General features: G+C 61.6%; 12 protein-coding genes, 4 tRNA genes and 2 pseudogenes. 8 read left to right on the top strand and 10 right to left on the bottom strand.

The features are described 5' to 3' along the window. Window position 1: 1 nt before the first annotated feature. The 8 genes and pseudogenes from rplK to AC15MQ_RS13085 form a co-directional block, all read right to left on the bottom strand. Window positions 2-433 carry a 50S ribosomal protein L11 gene (rplK, locus tag AC15MQ_RS13120; protein ID WP_287652056.1) on the bottom strand — a complete coding sequence of 144 codons (432 nt, stop codon included), beginning with the start codon at window positions 431-433 and terminating at the stop codon, window positions 2-4. 125 nt (window positions 434-558) lie between these two features. Next, window positions 559-1092 (bottom strand): transcription termination/antitermination protein NusG, encoded by a 534-nt coding sequence (gene nusG, locus AC15MQ_RS13115; RefSeq protein WP_287652057.1) that lies wholly within the window; start codon window positions 1090-1092, stop codon window positions 559-561. Further along, window positions 1089-1463, bottom strand: a pseudogene (gene secE, locus AC15MQ_RS13110) (preprotein translocase subunit SecE); the annotation flags it as partial. The pseudogene secE and the gene nusG, both read right to left, overlap by 4 nt. Window positions 1464-1472: 9 nt before the next feature. Beyond that, window positions 1473-1548: transfer RNA gene (locus AC15MQ_RS13105), tRNA-Trp, on the bottom strand. Window positions 1549-1604: 56 nt separating this feature from the next. Continuing rightward, entirely contained in the window at window positions 1605-2795 is a 1191-nt protein-coding gene (gene tuf / locus AC15MQ_RS13100; protein ID WP_287652047.1) for an elongation factor Tu, read from the bottom strand. 49 nt (window positions 2796-2844) lie between these two features. Next, window positions 2845-2919, bottom strand: a tRNA-Thr gene (locus AC15MQ_RS13095). Window positions 2920-2960: 41 nt separating this feature from the next. Next, window positions 2961-3034, bottom strand: a tRNA-Gly gene (locus tag AC15MQ_RS13090). Window positions 3035-3086: 52 nt separating this feature from the next. After that, window positions 3087-3171: transfer RNA gene (locus tag AC15MQ_RS13085), tRNA-Tyr, on the bottom strand. 183 nt (window positions 3172-3354) lie between these two features. Between AC15MQ_RS13085 and AC15MQ_RS13080 the strand changes: the two genes are divergently transcribed. From AC15MQ_RS13080 to AC15MQ_RS13065, 4 genes are all read left to right on the top strand, one after another. Continuing rightward, window positions 3355-3678 carry an FAD-linked oxidase C-terminal domain-containing protein gene (locus tag AC15MQ_RS13080; RefSeq protein ID WP_483080351.1) on the top strand — a complete coding sequence of 108 codons (324 nt, stop codon included), beginning with the start codon at window positions 3355-3357 and terminating at the stop codon, window positions 3676-3678. Between the two features lie 135 nt (window positions 3679-3813). Continuing rightward, window positions 3814-7365, top strand: coding sequence for an indolepyruvate ferredoxin oxidoreductase family protein (locus AC15MQ_RS13075; RefSeq protein WP_483080350.1), 3552 nt, complete (start codon window positions 3814-3816; stop codon window positions 7363-7365). A 44-nt stretch (window positions 7366-7409) separates the two neighbouring features. After that, window positions 7410-8216 (top strand): class I SAM-dependent methyltransferase, encoded by an 807-nt coding sequence (locus AC15MQ_RS13070; RefSeq protein WP_287652061.1) that lies wholly within the window; start codon window positions 7410-7412, stop codon window positions 8214-8216. A 139-nt stretch (window positions 8217-8355) separates the two neighbouring features. Next, complete coding sequence (locus AC15MQ_RS13065) at window positions 8356-8802, top strand: PhaM family polyhydroxyalkanoate granule multifunctional regulatory protein (RefSeq protein ID WP_287652062.1); 447 nt, start codon at window positions 8356-8358, stop codon at window positions 8800-8802. A gap of 97 nt (window positions 8803-8899) precedes the next feature. Here AC15MQ_RS13065 and AC15MQ_RS13060 read toward each other — a convergent pair whose 3' ends face one another. Together AC15MQ_RS13060 and AC15MQ_RS13055 are read right to left on the bottom strand one after the other, a co-directional pair. Next, a complete protein-coding gene (locus AC15MQ_RS13060; RefSeq protein WP_287670479.1) occupies window positions 8900-10066 on the bottom strand; it encodes a CaiB/BaiF CoA transferase family protein in 1167 nt (388 codons plus the stop codon). Beyond that, entirely contained in the window at window positions 10063-10566 is a 504-nt protein-coding gene (locus AC15MQ_RS13055; protein WP_483080349.1) for a hypothetical protein, read from the bottom strand. Before AC15MQ_RS13055 ends, AC15MQ_RS13060 begins: the two co-directional genes overlap by 4 nt. Window positions 10567-10787: 221 nt before the next feature. On the opposite strand from AC15MQ_RS13055, the pseudogene AC15MQ_RS13050 reads away from it, so the two are divergent. From AC15MQ_RS13050 to AC15MQ_RS13035, 4 genes and pseudogenes are all read left to right on the top strand, one after another. Continuing rightward, window positions 10788-11042, top strand: a pseudogene (locus AC15MQ_RS13050) (transposase); the annotation flags it as partial. Between the two features lie 259 nt (window positions 11043-11301). Next, window positions 11302-11535, top strand: coding sequence for a hypothetical protein (locus tag AC15MQ_RS13045; RefSeq protein WP_287652065.1), 234 nt, complete (start codon window positions 11302-11304; stop codon window positions 11533-11535). Further along, window positions 11529-11945 (top strand): cupin domain-containing protein, encoded by a 417-nt coding sequence (locus tag AC15MQ_RS13040; protein WP_483080348.1) that lies wholly within the window; start codon window positions 11529-11531, stop codon window positions 11943-11945. The genes AC15MQ_RS13045 and AC15MQ_RS13040 overlap by 7 nt, the downstream gene beginning before the upstream one ends. 204 nt (window positions 11946-12149) lie before the next feature. Further along, the gene (locus AC15MQ_RS13035) at window positions 12150-15284 is read left to right on the top strand and encodes a DUF499 domain-containing protein (RefSeq protein WP_483080347.1); all 3135 of its coding nucleotides are present in this window, start codon (window positions 12150-12152) and stop codon (window positions 15282-15284) included. The last annotated feature ends 2 nt before the right edge of the window (window positions 15285-15286 follow it).

The raw sequence follows: 15286 nt of genomic DNA, 5'->3' as shown, positions 1-15286 counted from the left end.
CTCAGACGCCCTCCACCGTGACGCCCATGGTTCGGGCACTGCCAATGATCGTCCGAACCGCAGCCTCCATGTCCGCCGCCGTCAGGTCGGGCATCTTCTGGGTGGCAATGGCTTCGCACTGGGCCCGGGTCAGCACGCCAACCTTGGCGGTATGAGGCTTGGCACTGCCCTTCTGAATACCGATCGCCTTTTTAATCAGCACGGTCGCCGGCGGCGTCTTCATGATGAAGGTAAAACTCTTGTCGGCAAAAGCGGTGATCACCACGGGAATCGGCAAACCTGGCTCCAGCCCTTGTGTCTGGGCGTTGAAGGTTTTGCAGAACTCCATGATGTTCAGACCGCGCTGACCCAGCGCCGGACCGATAGGAGGCGACGGATTCGCCTTCCCCGCCGGCACTTGCAGCTTGATATAGCCGATAATCTTCTTTGCCACGCTATTACTCCTCTAGGCGGGTGCAAACGCGCTCGCGACAGCGCTCCCCAAACGACAAACGCGGCCAGGAAGCCGCACTATTGCGGCGCGTCGACAACACCACGCACCGCAACCCAGTTTCAGGATCAGGCCTTCTCGACTTGCCCGAACTCCAGCTCCACCGGTGTCGGGCGACCGAAAATCGTTACCGACACGCGCAGACGATTCTTTTCGTAGTTCACCTGTTCGACTGCGCCATGGAAATCGGCGAACGGCCCTTCCTTGACGCGAACGACTTCGCCTGGTTCGAAAAGAAACTTGGGGCGAGGCTTATCGACACCATCCTGCATTTGCTGCATGATCTTATCGACTTCCTTCTCGGAAATCGGCGTTGGCTTGTTGGCCGTGCCACCGACAAAACCCGTCACCTTAGGGGTACTCTTGACCAGATGCCAGGAATCGTCATTCATCTCCATTTCCACCAGCACATAGCCAGGGAAGAACTTGCGCTCGGAGATGCTTTTCTGGCCCATCTTGAGTTCGACAACCTCTTCTACCGGAACCAGGATGCGACCAAAGGCATGCTGCATGGACTGCCGCTGAATACGTTCGGCCAAGGCGCGCTGCACGCTTTTCTCGAAACCGGAATAGGCGTGTACCACATACCAGCGCATGCTCATAGCTTTCTCCAACCAAGAACCAGGTCATACAGCAGCCACTCAAGGCTCTTGTCGGTCAACCAGAGAAATACGGCCATCACCACAACGAAGGCGAAAACCAGGCCCGTTGTCTGCACGGTTTCTTTTCGTGAAGGCCAGACCACCTTTCTCGCTTCGGCAGACGCTTCTCTTGCGAAGTCGAAGAAACGGCGCCCCTGCTCGGTCTGCCACGCAGCCGCAGCAGCCAGTGCTGCGCCGGCCAGGACGACCAGGACACGCAGGATCATTGCCTGCTCGGCGAGCAGATAGAAGCCAGCGACGCCGGCCACAAGCAGCAGTACCGCTAACGCAAACTTGAACTTATCGGCCATCTCGTCCGCTTTGTTTACTTCTTACTGATATGGCAGGGGCAGAGGGAATCGAACCCCCAACCTTCGGTTTTGGAGACCGACGCTCTGCCAGTTGAGCTATGCCCCTGCAGCAGAAACCACACCGGCTCCGACTGGAGCCGGTGCTGTAGTACCCGAACTGGACTACTCGATGATTTTGGCAACCACGCCGGCGCCGACGGTACGACCGCCTTCGCGAATCGCGAAGCGCAGCCCTTCCTCCATGGCGATCGGTGAAATCAGCTTGACCGTCATCTGCACGTTGTCACCGGGCATGACCATCTCGACGCCTTCCGGCATGGCGATGGCGCCGGTCACGTCCGTCGTGCGGAAGTAGAACTGCGGGCGGTAGTTGTTGAAGAACGGCGTGTGACGGCCCCCTTCTTCTTTCGACAGACAGTAAACTTCACCGGTGAAGTGCGTGTGCGGCTTGATCGAGCCCGGCTTGGCCAGCACCTGACCACGCTCGACGTCGTCCCGCTTGGTGCCGCGCAGCAGCACGCCTACGTTGTCTCCCGCCTGACCCTGGTCGAGCAGCTTGCGGAACATTTCCACGCCGGTGCAGATCGTCTTCACCGTCGGGCGGATGCCGACAATCTCGACTTCTTCCCCGACCTTGACCACCCCACGCTCCACCCGCCCGGTGACCACCGTGCCACGCCCCGAAATCGAGAACACGTCCTCGATCGGCAGCAGGAACGGCTTGTCGATTGCCCGCTGCGGCGTCGGGATGTACGCATCCAGCGCGTCCGCCAGGGCCATCACCGACCCTTCGCCGATCGCCCCGGTGTCGCCTTCCAGCGCCTTCAGCGCCGAACCCTGGATGATCGGCACGTCGTCGCCCGGAAAATCGTACTTCGAGAGCAGCTCTCGCACTTCCATGTCGACCAGTTCGAGCAGTTCGGCGTCGTCAACCATGTCGCACTTGTTCAGATAGACGACGATGTACGGCACGCCGACCTGACGCGCCAGCAGGATGTGCTCGCGGGTTTGCGGCATCGGTCCGTCCGCCGCCGAGACCACCAGGATCGCGCCGTCCATCTGCGCCGCTCCGGTAATCATGTTCTTGATGTAGTCCGCGTGACCCGGGCAATCGACGTGTGCGTAGTGGCGCTTCGCCGTCTCGTACTCCACGTGCGCGGTGTTGATCGTGATCCCGCGCGCCTTTTCCTCCGGCGCCGCGTCAATCTGGTCGTAGGCCTTGGCCACACCACCATACTTTTTCGCCAGAATGGTCGTGATCGCCGCCGTCAGCGTGGTCTTCCCGTGATCCACGTGCCCAATCGTTCCTACATTGACGTGCGGCTTCGTCCGTTCAAATTTTCCCTTGGCCATTACCGGTACCTCAAGACGTTAGAAGTTAATAATCTGCAGCACCAAACGGTGGTGCCCATGGACAGAATTGAACTGTCGACCTCTCCCTTACCAAGGGAGTGCTCTACCGCTGAGCTACATGGGCGTCGCTTGAGAAGCTTGAAACCATTTTGCGGCCGCACAACCTGGAGCGGGTGAAGGGAATCGAACCCTCGTCATAAGCTTGGAAGGCTTCAGCTCTACCATTGAGCTACACCCGCAAAACCATTCCCCGAAGCACGATTAGTCAGCATCACCAACAGCGGCGTTTTGTGGTGGAGGGAGAAGGATTCGAACCTTCGAAGGCAGAGCCGTCAGATTTACAGTCTGATCCCGTTGGCCACTTGGGTATCCCTCCGGCTAAGAACCCACAATTCTGACGTCCAATGAATAGACTGTCAAATGATTTTTCAAGCCGACGCCAATTATACCTTGGGAGCAGGAGATCAAACTACTGGTTCCGGTGCCTGTTGCGAGTCGACGGCGTAGAATCGCACAATTCCCGGCTTACAGACTGGACAGGAAACAGCGCTCGCAGACCATGAACGCCCGCCGCACACTGCTACTGCCGGACGACTTTGTTGTCACCCTGAAAAGCCACTTCGCACAGGGAGAGTTGGTATGTGCCCAATACGGGCGCGTTGCGTCGGTGCATCGACCCGCGCCACCCGCTGGTGTCTGCGTACTGATTTCGCGCCTGGCAGAGTGCATTCATCTGACGAATCAGGACATCGCACAGGTATCGGTGCCGATAGCCCGGTTTGACCACGTCGGCAACGGCACTTTGACGGTGATGCGCGCCATCAAGGCTGCGCTGGACCCGGACAATTCGCTCAACCCGAGCAAGATCCTGCCGCTGGCCTGAACTTGGTCGCCCCCGTCGCCAGCGCGCAACCTGCGCCCAGGCAAGCGGTCTGAGCAATGGCGGGCTCGCGGGCGGCAGGGAAGCACGCCCGCCTGGGCCTCGATCATCAGCATCCACAGTCAGGGAGGAGAAACGATGGGCGATCTCTCGACAACGCTCGACAGTCGCTATACGGCGACCTCGGGACGCGTTTTTCTGAGTGGCACACAGGCCCTCGTTCGTCTGCCGATGCTGCAGCGCCTGCGCGACGAGGCAGCCGGGCTGAATACCGCTGGTTTTGTTTCCGGTTACCGCGGCAGCCCCCTCGGGGGGCTCGATCAGGCGCTCTGGAAGGCCGGTCGGCACCTCGAAGCCCAGCGCATCGTCTTCCAGCCGGCAGTCAACGAGGACCTCGCCGCAACCGCCGTCTGGGGCACGCAGCAGCTCAATCTCTTTTCTGGCGCCAAGCACCAGGGGGTGTTCGCCATGTGGTACGGCAAGGGCCCCGGTGTCGACCGCTGCGGAGACGTTTTCCGGCATGCCAATGCTGCCGGATCGGCAAGATACGGCGGCGTCCTGGTCATCGCCGGCGACGACCACGCGGCCAAGTCCTCGACCCTGCCGCACCAGACCGAGCACGTCTTCAAGGCGGTAATGATGCCGGTCCTGTATCCGGCCAACGTCCAGGAATACCTCGATTATGGTCTGCATGGCTGGGCGATGAGCCGCTACTCGGGATGCTGGGTGGTGATGAAGGCCCTAGCCGACACGGTCGAAACCTCGGCCTCGGTCTTGATCGACCCGCTTTCTCCATGCATCCGGCTGCCGGATGACTTCGAGATGCCGGCGAACGACCCACACGGCCTCAACATCCGCTGGCCGGACCCGCCGCTGCAGCAAGAAGCCCGCCTGCTCAACCACAAGCTGTATGCGGCGCTCGCCTACTGCCGCGCCAACCAGCTCAACCGCGTGGTGATCGACAGCACCGACCCAGCCTCCCCGGCCCGCCTGGGAATCATCACCGCCGGCAAGGCCTATCTTGATGTCCGCCAGGCGCTCGGCGAACTGGGGATCGATGATGAACTGGCGGCACAGATCGGCATTCGCCTGTACAAGGTGGGCATGGTCTGGCCGCTCGAAGCGGACGGCGTGCGTCGTTTCGCCGAGGGTCTCGAAGAGATCCTGGTGGTCGAGGAAAAGCGACAACTCCTCGAATACCAGCTCAAGGAGGAGCTCTACAACTGGCGCGAGGATGTGCGTCCGCGCGTCGTGGGAAAGTTTGACGAAAAGGGCGAGTGGTCGCTGCTGCCGACCGGCAGCGGGCATCTGACGCATGGCGACTGGTTGTTGCCGGCCGCCGGCGAACTGTCGGTAGCCCAGGTGGCACGGGCGCTGGCGGCACGCATCGGCCGCTTCTTCACTTCGCCGGCAATCGAGGCACGCCTGGCGCTGCTCGAAGCCAAGCAGAAAAGCCTCGCGCCGGTGCAGTTTCCAGCGGCCGGTCCGGCAGCCATCCAGCGCACGCCCTACTTCTGTTCGGGTTGTCCACACAACACCTCGACACGCGTACCTGCGGGTTCACGCGCCGTCGCCGGTATCGGCTGCCACTACATGGTCACCTGGATGGATCGCAGCACCGCCACCTTCACCCACATGGGCGGCGAAGGCGTGACCTGGGTCGGCCAGGCACCGTTCAGCAACGAGAAACACATCTTCGCCAACCTGGGCGACGGCACCTACTTCCATTCCGGGCTGCTGGCGATTCGCCAGTCGGTCGCCGCCGGGGTGGCGATCACCTACAAGATTCTCTACAACGATGCAGTCGCGATGACCGGCGGGCAGCCGGTCGACGGCAGCCTGAGCGTCGCCCAGTTGACCCGTCAGCTTGAGGCAGAAGGCATCAGCAAGATCGTCGTGGTCACCGACGAACCCGCGAAATACCGAAATGTGGGGAATCTGGCGCCGCATACGCCGGTTCATCACCGCGACCAGCTCGATGCCGTGCAGCGCGAACTGCGCGAGCATCCCGGCGTATCGATCCTGATCTATGACCAGACCTGCGCCACCGAGAAGCGACGTCGGCGTAAGCGCGGCAAGCTCGCCGATCCCGCGCGACGGGTGTTCATCAACACGGCGGTCTGCGAAGGCTGTGGCGACTGTGGCGTGCAATCCAATTGCCTGTCGGTGATTCCCGCCGCAACGGAGTTTGGCCGCAAGCGAGCGATTGACCAGTCCTCATGCAACAAGGATTTTTCCTGTATCAAGGGTTTCTGTCCCAGTTTCGTCACCGTCGAAGGCGGACGCCTGCGCCGTGGCCGCGCCGTCGCCACCGACGAGACCCTCTTTGCGACCCTGCCCGAGCCGCTGCTGCCCGACACCGGGCGCCCGTTCAACGTCCTGATCACCGGCGTCGGCGGCACCGGCGTGATCACCCTCGGCGCGCTGCTCGGCATGGCCGCCCATCTGGACGGCAAAGGCGTATCGGTGCTCGACATGACCGGCCTGGCACAGAAATACGGCGCCGTCTTTTCTCACCTGCGCATTGCCGACCGGCCGGAAGACATTCACGCCGCACGTATCGCGACTGGCGAAGCACATGCGGTCATCGGTGGCGACCTGGTGGTTACGGCTGGCGCCGAGGCGCTGTCAAAGGTCCTCGCCGGCAAGACGCGCGCGGTGGTCAACGTCGCCGCAACGCCGACCGCAGAATTTACGCACCATCCGGACTGGCAGTTTCCGCAACAACGCATGCAAACCCAGATTAATGAGGCCTGTGGCGAAGGCAATACGCTCTTCCTGGACACGACCGAGATGTCCCGTCGCCTGATGGGTGACTCTCTTTACACCAACCTGTTGCTGCTCGGCGTGGCCTGGCAACGGGGACTCGTCCCCCTGTCGCTGGCGGCCATCGACAAGGCCATCGAACTCAACGCGGCCGCGGTGGAACAGAACCGTACTGCTTTCCTCTGGGGACGGCGCGCGGCCCACGACCCGGAGGCCATACACCGCCTCACCAGATCCGCGCCTGATGCTGCAGAAAATGGGGACCCGACTGACCTCGACACGATCATTTCGCGCCGCGTTGAGGCCCTGACCGCCTATCAGGATGCGCGTTATGCCCAACGCTACCGCCGCCTGGTCGAACGGGTACGCGTCGCCGAATCGGCATTGCGCACCACGATCCTGAGCGAGGCCGTCGCCGACGGTTATTTCCGGGTACTTGCGGTCAAGGATGAATACGAGGTCGCCAGGCTTTACGCCGACCCCGCATTCCGGCAGCAATTATCCGAAGCATTCGAGGGCGACTACCAACTGCGCTTCCATCTGGCCCCGCCACTGCTCGCCAGACCTGACCCGGCCACCGGCCGCATCAGCAAGCGTAGCTACGGTCCATGGATGATGACCGCCTTCCACTGGCTGAGCCAGCTCAAGGTCTTGCGCGGCACCGTCTTCGATCCTTTCCGGAACACCCAGGAAAGGCAAATGGAAAGGCAATTGCTTGCCGACTACGAGGACGACGTCGAACTCTTGCTCGCACAGCTCAAGCCGGAAGCCCTGGCCACCGCAGTCGAACTGGCGAGAGTGCCGGAGCAGGTTCGCGGTTTTGGTCACGTCAAGGCAGCGTCCGTGTCGCAGGCTCACTCGCGACGGACGCTGCTGCGGGCGCAACTGCTGGCAGCGACAGGCGCCCCGGCGAGCGCACCCTGAGCGCAGGCCCTACAATTCGTCGTTCAGCCTCCAGGAGCAAGCCTTTGTCTGTCCCCTCCCCCGAGCCCACGGATGCCGCGCCAGCGGTGCCCGGCCCGCAAATTCGCCAACTGATCCTGCAGCTCGCGGCATCGCTCGCCGTGCTATCGCTGGCGTGGCCCTACTACGGCATCCGCAACGAGACGCTGCCCTGGCCACAGACGGCCCTCGCCATCGGCGCCGCGGCGGGGCTGCTTGCCAGCCTGAGCCGGCAACCCTGGTGGTGGAGGGTGATGCATGCCTTGTTCGCGCCGCTGGCCTGGAGCGTATCGACGCTGGGCATCGACCCCGGCTGGTTCCTGCTGCTGTTCATCACGCTGCTGCTGGTGTATCGCGGGGCGGCGGGCGGACAGGTTCCGCTCTATTTTTCCAACCGTCCGACCGCCGCAGCCCTCGCCAGAATTACCGCCGAACTGCCTGATCTGCGTTTCCTCGATCTTGGCGCGGGGATCGGCAGCGTGCTGTTGCCGCTGGCCAGGGAGCGTCCCGACGCCCATTTCACGGGTGTCGAAAACGCGCCCGCGACCTGGCTGCTTGGCCGCCTGCGCACCGCTGGCCTGGCCAATTGCGACTGGCGCTGGGGCGATCTGTGGCGAAGCGATTTCGCCGCCTACAATGTCGTTTACGCCTTCCTGTCACCAGCGCCAATGGCCGCCTTGTGGAACAAGGTCGAACAGGAGATGCCGCCTGGAAGCCTGTTGATCAGCAACAGTTTTGCGGTGCCCAGCATCCCCCCCACGTATGTCATCGATGTCGCCGACGCGCGGCAAACCCGTCTCTACTGCTACCGGTCCGGCAACCCTCGCCACTGAATCAAGCGGCTCGCCGCACGACGCGCATCGATCCATGCCGACAAGACTCGCCTCCCGGCCCGTCGGTCGAGCCACTTCGCCGGAAACCCCGGAATTTTGCTACCATGAACCGTTCCACCACCACCACAGGAGCACTATGATGTCCAATCACGATTCGTTAACGGATCCCCTGAGCTTTGCCAAGAAAATGTGGGGGGGCATGGGATTTTCGCTGCCGGGCATGGTCACTCCGACCCTCGATGTCGAAGAGATCGAGAAAAAGGTCAAAGACCTGAAGGCCGTCGAGAGCTGGCTGAAAATGAACCTGTCGATGCTGCAGATGACCATTCAGGGTCTCGAAATGCAGTGCGTCACGCTCAACGCCGTGCGTGCGATGGGCCAGATGGCGACCAGTTATGGCCCGGCGACGCCCGGCGACGCCCAGGGCGGCAGTGCTGCTGCCGGCAGCGGCAATGAAGTGCTCAAGCAGGCTGCGCTTTGGCCATTGACCATGCTGCAGCAGATGCAGGAGCAGATGCAAAAGGCCGCGACTGCGGTGACACAGGCCAGCCAGACGCGCGACGACGAAGCCAAACCCAAACCGTAGGAACTCCCGCAGCCCCGGCGGCAGAGAGCGTGGAATGTGCCGGGTACTCGCGAGATCAAGGGGAAAAGGCTGGTGCCGTCCGCCAGCCCCCACAGTTTCAGATGATTGCCGTCTGCCGCAGGGTGACGATTTCATCCTCGGTGAACCCGACCTCACGCAGCAGTTCCTCGCTGTGCTCGCCGGGCGCTGGTGCGACCCGGTCGACAGCAAAGACCCAGCCGGAGAGCTTCAGCGGTGGCGCGTATTGCATCACCCCGTCAGCATGGACCGCCATGGCGCGTGCGACGAACTGCGGATGTTCGAGCGCCTCACCCACCGCGAGCACGGGCGTCACGCAGCAGTCGACGTCAGCAAAGAAATCCCGCCACTCGGCCTGCGTGCGACCGGCAAAAAGATCCTCGAGTTCACGACGTAAAGCCACTGCGGCCGCGCCGCGCGCCGCATGCCGCGTCTTCCACTCAGGCCGTCCCAGGGCCTCGCAAAAGACGTCCCAGAATTTCGCCTCAAGTGGTGCGACCGCCATATGGCGCCCATCGGCGGTGGCATAGACCCCATAGCCCGCATCTCCACCGCTCAGCAGGTCGGCACCGCGCTGCGGCAACCCGCCTGCGCTCTGCAGAGCGAAAAAAGGAAAGAGATTGTGCGCCAATACGGCCTCGCTCATTGCCACGTCGACCAACCGCCCCTGGCCACTGCGCTGCGCATCGAACAAGGCCGCGAGGATGCCCATCACGGCCGTCATCGCGCCGCCCAGCAGGTCACCGATCTGCAGATTTGGAATCGCCGGCTGACCGCCGTCCACGCCGATCTGATCGAGAACACCGGCCAGTCCGATATAGTTGAGATCGTGTCCGGCAGCCCTCGCCAAGGGTCCGGTCTGGCCGTAGCCGGTGATCGCGCAATACACGATCCCGGGATTGATCGCCCGCAGGGTTTCATAGTCAATGCCCAGCTTGCGGCTGACCCCCGGCCGAAAGCTTTCGACCACGATGTCCGCGGCCCGCGCGAGGCGCAGAAACACCTCGCGCCCCGGCGCGCGCTTGAGATCGAGTCGCAGACCTCGCTTGTTGCGATTGACGCTGCGATAAAAGACGCTGACCCCGTCCGGACCGTCGCCCAGGGTCCGCGCATAGTCGCCGACACCATGATCCTCGATCTTGATCACATCGGCCCCCATATCGGCAAGGTGCAGGGTGGCGACCGGACCGGGCAACAGGCGTGTCAGGTCGAGAACGCGAACCCCGCGCAATGGACCGCCGCTCATGAGCCCGCCTCACAGGGTTCCAGCCAGTTGGCATCGATGTCCACGATCTCCCCTTTTCTTAGCGTCTGATCGAGAAACTGTCCTCGAAAAAGCCAGCCGCCGGCCCCGTGCTGCGACGACCACGGCGTTTCCCAGGCTTCAACGGCAAGCTGGACGCGGATCACGGACACCTCGCCGATCTCGGCCGCCTTGAGCACGCAAGGTGTCGCTGCCGCCACGCGAAGACGGTCGGCCTGAGTATAAGCGGACGCCGGCTTGCCGATCTGCGGGCAGAGATTCGCCATCCGCCGCTCGCGCGAGATGCCGACGATCGAGCCCTTCAGCCAGTAAGTCGGCGCCTTCAACAGCCAGCCTGCGCCACCCTCGCGGAAGATCGCGCAGCCGCCGATTCGCTGGCCGGGCGGCGGCACAGCGTCGACCACCGCCGCGGTCTCGACGGCCAGTGCCGAAGCGCTCAGCAACATGGCCACAAAGGCCTGAAAAGCGCGCGTCGCGACCATCTCGGAAAGCCGTCATAGGAATAGCGTTGATCTGCCGCCGCGCAGGAGTCCGGTCCAGATGCGGGGGTCTTGCAGCTGATCCAGCGGGCTGGAATGAACCGCCGCGATGACCGTGCCTGTGGGGATTGTAAGGCAGGCCCCGGCAAAGTTGCCGGGATTTCTATGGCGTGAGGAATTCGGATTGATGAAATCAGAGCGGGCCCCGGAAATTCGGACAGGAGGATAAATGGTACATCCCGATGCGCCGGGGCTTTCTCTACCTGTTCGCCGTGATCGACTGGTTCTCGCGGCGGGTCCTTGCCTGGCGGCTCTCCAACACCCTGACCACCGACTTCTGTCTGGAGGCTGTGCGCGAAGCCTTCCACCGCTACAGTTGCCCAGAGATCTTCAACACCGATCAGGGTTGTCAATTCACCAGCGGTGTGTTCACGGGGTTGCTCAAGATGCACCACATCCGGATCAGCAGGGACGGCAAAGTCTGGCGACTTTCCCACCGCGCGTCCCTTCGCCCACAAGCTCCACCGAGCTCTATTCGTTTCGTATAAAATCTTGGCAGGTCAACACCAACCGCAACAACGATCAGCTGACCGCAACTGGCAGGGCTCCACTTATCCAGGCGCATTTCCTGTCCAAACAAGCGGGGCCACCTCTGTCATGCACCCCTGCTTGGCGTTGGAACTGGCTGTGGAAATGAGCACCACTCCTCTTCAGCTTGGTCGTTAGGAGAACGCGTCTATGATGAATCGCTACGATCCCGATCAGACCCCGAACCCCAAGGAATGGCTAGCGCTTGACGAGCAGATACGCATTGGACTCGTGGAAAAATACCATCGCTGGGCACGCGTTGAATTGCCCAATGTGACGATCCACGCTGCCTTTCATGCCATCGTTGAGAATCAACTTGCTGGCAGTGTGTCGCGCCCGAGTGGTGTGCCATACATCACTACTGATTGGATGAATCAATGCTAAATATTTGTCAGATCGGTGCCCTCATTCTTGTCCTCGCAACTCCCGCCCCTGGATGGGCACAGGCATATCCTGCCAAGGAGCTACTAACCACGAATACGACTGTGCTTGGCGAAGTGATCCGCTACCCATCGACAGGAGCAGCCTTTGTCAAGGCAAGCGTCGTCACAATTGAACCAGGTGCCGAAACCCTGTTCCACCGTCACCCGGCGCCGATGTTTGCATACATTCTGGAAGGTGAGGTGACGGTGGATTATGGGGCATCAGGCCAGCGGGTGTATCGCAAAGGGGATGCCTTGATGGAGGCGATGCATGTCCCTCATAGAGGGATGAACCTCGGGACTGCCACCGTCAGTATCCTGACCGTCCATATGGGGGCGGAAGGAACTGCAAACGTCACCCTGGAGAAATAAGTGAAGTTTCTGACTCTGCTTGTTTTTGATGCAATTTGTGGAGATCGCGATCATCCAGACCCTGTCGGCCATAACGTGCGCCAACGGTTCGGCATGTGATGAAACCTCGAATCCGAGTGTAGAGGCGCTGACCTCATACCCTGGTGTCCTCTTCTGCTTGCCTTCCTCAACGAGCTTTCGTTCAATCGCGTTCGACGACGATCCATGACACTCAAGACTCTTTGCAATCCCCGAGCCTCCGTCTTTGCCGCTGACCGCCGGGCCACGGTTCTCAGCCTCGATACATTCCTCAAGGGTCAGGTTCACGGTTCCGAGTTTTTCGACGAGAACTACTTCACCAATGGCATGGTGACCCTGGTTGATCGTGCGTTTCGGCACCTCTCAGGTGCTGGGGCCGGTTCGTCAGTCTTTCTGCTGTCCCAGGCGATGGGGGGTGGCAAGACGCATAGCATGATCGGGCTGGGTTTGATCGCACGTGATCCGGAATTGCGCCGCCGCGTCCTGGGCGACAAGGACCCGGCACCCAAGTTGGGGCGCTGTCGTGTGGTGGGCTTCAATGGGCGTAACACCGACGCTACGGGAGGCATCTGGGGGTCTGTAGCCGAACAACTTGGCAAGGCGGTTCAATTTGCCCGCTATGTATCGCCACTGCTCAGCGCGCCTGGCCCAGAGGCGTGGAAACAGTTGCTGGGCGGTGACCCGTTGGTGCTTTTTCTGGACGAGTTGCCGCCGTACCTTGAATACGCGGTGACGGTTCCGGTCGGCAATGGTGATCTGGCTGTGGTCACGACCACCGCGCTCGGCAATCTATTTGTCGCTGTTGCCGAGATGGACAACGTTTGCCTTGTTCTGTCCGATCTTGCCGGAAGCAATTTCAGCCTTGGCCAGGCGAATTTGCAGGCGGCGTTTGACCGTGCCGTGAAAGGTATCACCTCAGAGTCTCGTCGAATTGCCGTCCCGATCACACCGGTGAATCCAAACGGAGACGAGCTTTATCACATCCTGCGTAAACGGCTGTTTCAGAGCGTTGCGCCCCAGGCAGACAGCGAGCGGGTTGCCGCTGCCTACCGGGATGCGCTGCGCGAGGCGGTGCGCATGAACCTGACCTCCACCACGCCGGAATCACTCTATACGCGGGTGATCGATGCCTACCCCTTTCATCCCGATTTGCGTGAGCTTGTCGGCAAGTTCAAGGAAAACGAAGGCTTTCAACAGACCCGTGGCGTCATCCGCCTGATGCAGATGGTGGTCTCCGACCTCTGGAAATCCGATAAGGCAGCGGCGAAGGACCTGATCAGTCCATACGATATTGACTTCAACGTCGACGAGATCGCTTCCGAGATTCGTACCATCAATCCCTCGTTGAGTGAAGCCATAGCGCATGACATCGCGCACGGTGGTGACTCCGAAGTTGAGCAGATCGACCTGGCCAATGGGAACGCCGACGCCTCCGAAGCGGCGCGAGTCATTCTGGTCGCCTCCCTCTCCAGTACGCCGGGCGCGATTCACGGGCTGCGCGAGTATCAACTGGTCGATTGTCTCCAGCGGCCCGGTCGCGACCTATCCACCTTCAAGGCCAACGTCCTCGACAAACTGGCGACGCGTGCCTGGTATCTCCACAGTTCAGCGGACGGCCGCCTGTTCTTCAAGAACCAGCAGAATCTCGCCGCCAAGCTGCGTTCAACGGCGCTCTCACTGCACGCCGAAACCGTAGACCGGATGCTCCGCGAACACCTGGAGTCCTACTTTTCCGCTTCGCTCCGAGACTGCTACCAGGTCATCAAAGTCCTGCCGCCGCCCGACGAAGTTCAGGTCGAGCAGGAAAAGACCACTCTGGTCATCGTACGGCCTGGCGGCCAGGCAAACCAGTTGCCCATCTCCGCTGACTGGCAGGCGTGGTGGGGCCAGCAACAGTACAAGAATCGCGTCCTCTTCCTTACCGGCTCGCGCGACACTTTCCAGAAGGTCCTCGATTCGGCGCGGCAGACGCGCGCCCTGCAAAGCATCGACGACGAGCTCAGATCGGAAAACACGCCGGCGGACGACCCGCAATGGCGGGCGCTCGATGCACTCCGCGACCGCGTCGGCCTGCAATTCACTGCCGCCCTGAAGGAAGCCTTCGACCAGATTGTTTATCCGTCGATCAGTTCCGCACTGCGAGCCACCGGCACCGATCTCGCTTTCGCCGGCAACCAGAGTGGCGAAGCCACCATCCGCAAGACCCTTGAAGGCGCGCAGAAATTCACCACCAGGATCGACGACGAGAGCTTCCGCACGCGGGCGGAGGTTCGCCTGTTCGGTTCGGCACAGAGCAAAGTCGTCCTGTGGTCAGACTTCAAGCGCGCTGCCGCGGTCAATACCAACTGGCCGTTGCACAAGATTTCAGCGCTCGATGACCTCAAAGCCGACTGTGTTCGGCGCGGACTGTGGCGCGAAGAAGGCAATCACATCCGCCGCGGTCCGTTTCCCCCGCCCGTTCCAGAGGTGTCTCTTCGCGAGCTCTCCGTGCAGGAAGACGGCGACGGTCACACCTATCTGAAAATCGAACCGCTGCATGCGCCGTCTCTCGTTTATGAAACCGGTGACTCGGATCCCACCAGCGCTTCCAGTCCCGTGCCGACGCCAAGCCGCTTTGAAGCCGTCGGCTTGCGTTACCGCTTCCTCGCCTTCGATCCTGCCGATATGGTCCGCGTCAGTGCGGTGAAGGAATGGTCTGCGAAGCTCCGGCTCAAATATCAACTTCACAACCGTGGTAGCCACTACGAAGTCGAGCTGCTGGCCCTACCCAAGGCCAACGGGGTCACTATCCGCTACAGCACGGATGGTTCCTCGCCAACCAGTGCAGGCGCTGCGACTTACGATAGGCCATTCCGCGTGCCGGCGAATTGCCGCGTGGTGTGCGCCGTAGCGGTATCAAGCGCCTATGACCTCAACTCCGAGACGCTAAGGATCACCATCCCACAGCAAGGACGGGCGGAACGCCTGCCCATAGATCCCGGACTCCCGGCCCGCTGGAACCAGCAAACGAAGCTCGATGACGCCAGCGCGGTTTGGGATTTCATCCAGCGATTGGCGGCAGCCAGTGGTGTCAGCGCCCATGACCTCAGCCTCACGGCAGAAAGCAGCGATGGCCAGCAGAACGTCGACTATTCGGGGGCACTGGACGGCGGCTACGGTGCCGCTGCAGCGAGGTCGGTCGCCGAAAAGCTTCAGGAGATCGTCAAAGACGGCAGCTTGCGCATGACTGCGGGCGCACTATCCTTTCCCACCGGGCAGGCACTGCTCGACTGGCTCTTGGCCACCAATCAGCCCTTCAATGTTGCCAAAGTGAGCCAGTAAGC

The organism is Candidatus Accumulibacter propinquus, from assembly GCF_056856495.1.
This window is presented reverse-complemented; position numbering and strand designations above follow the sequence as displayed.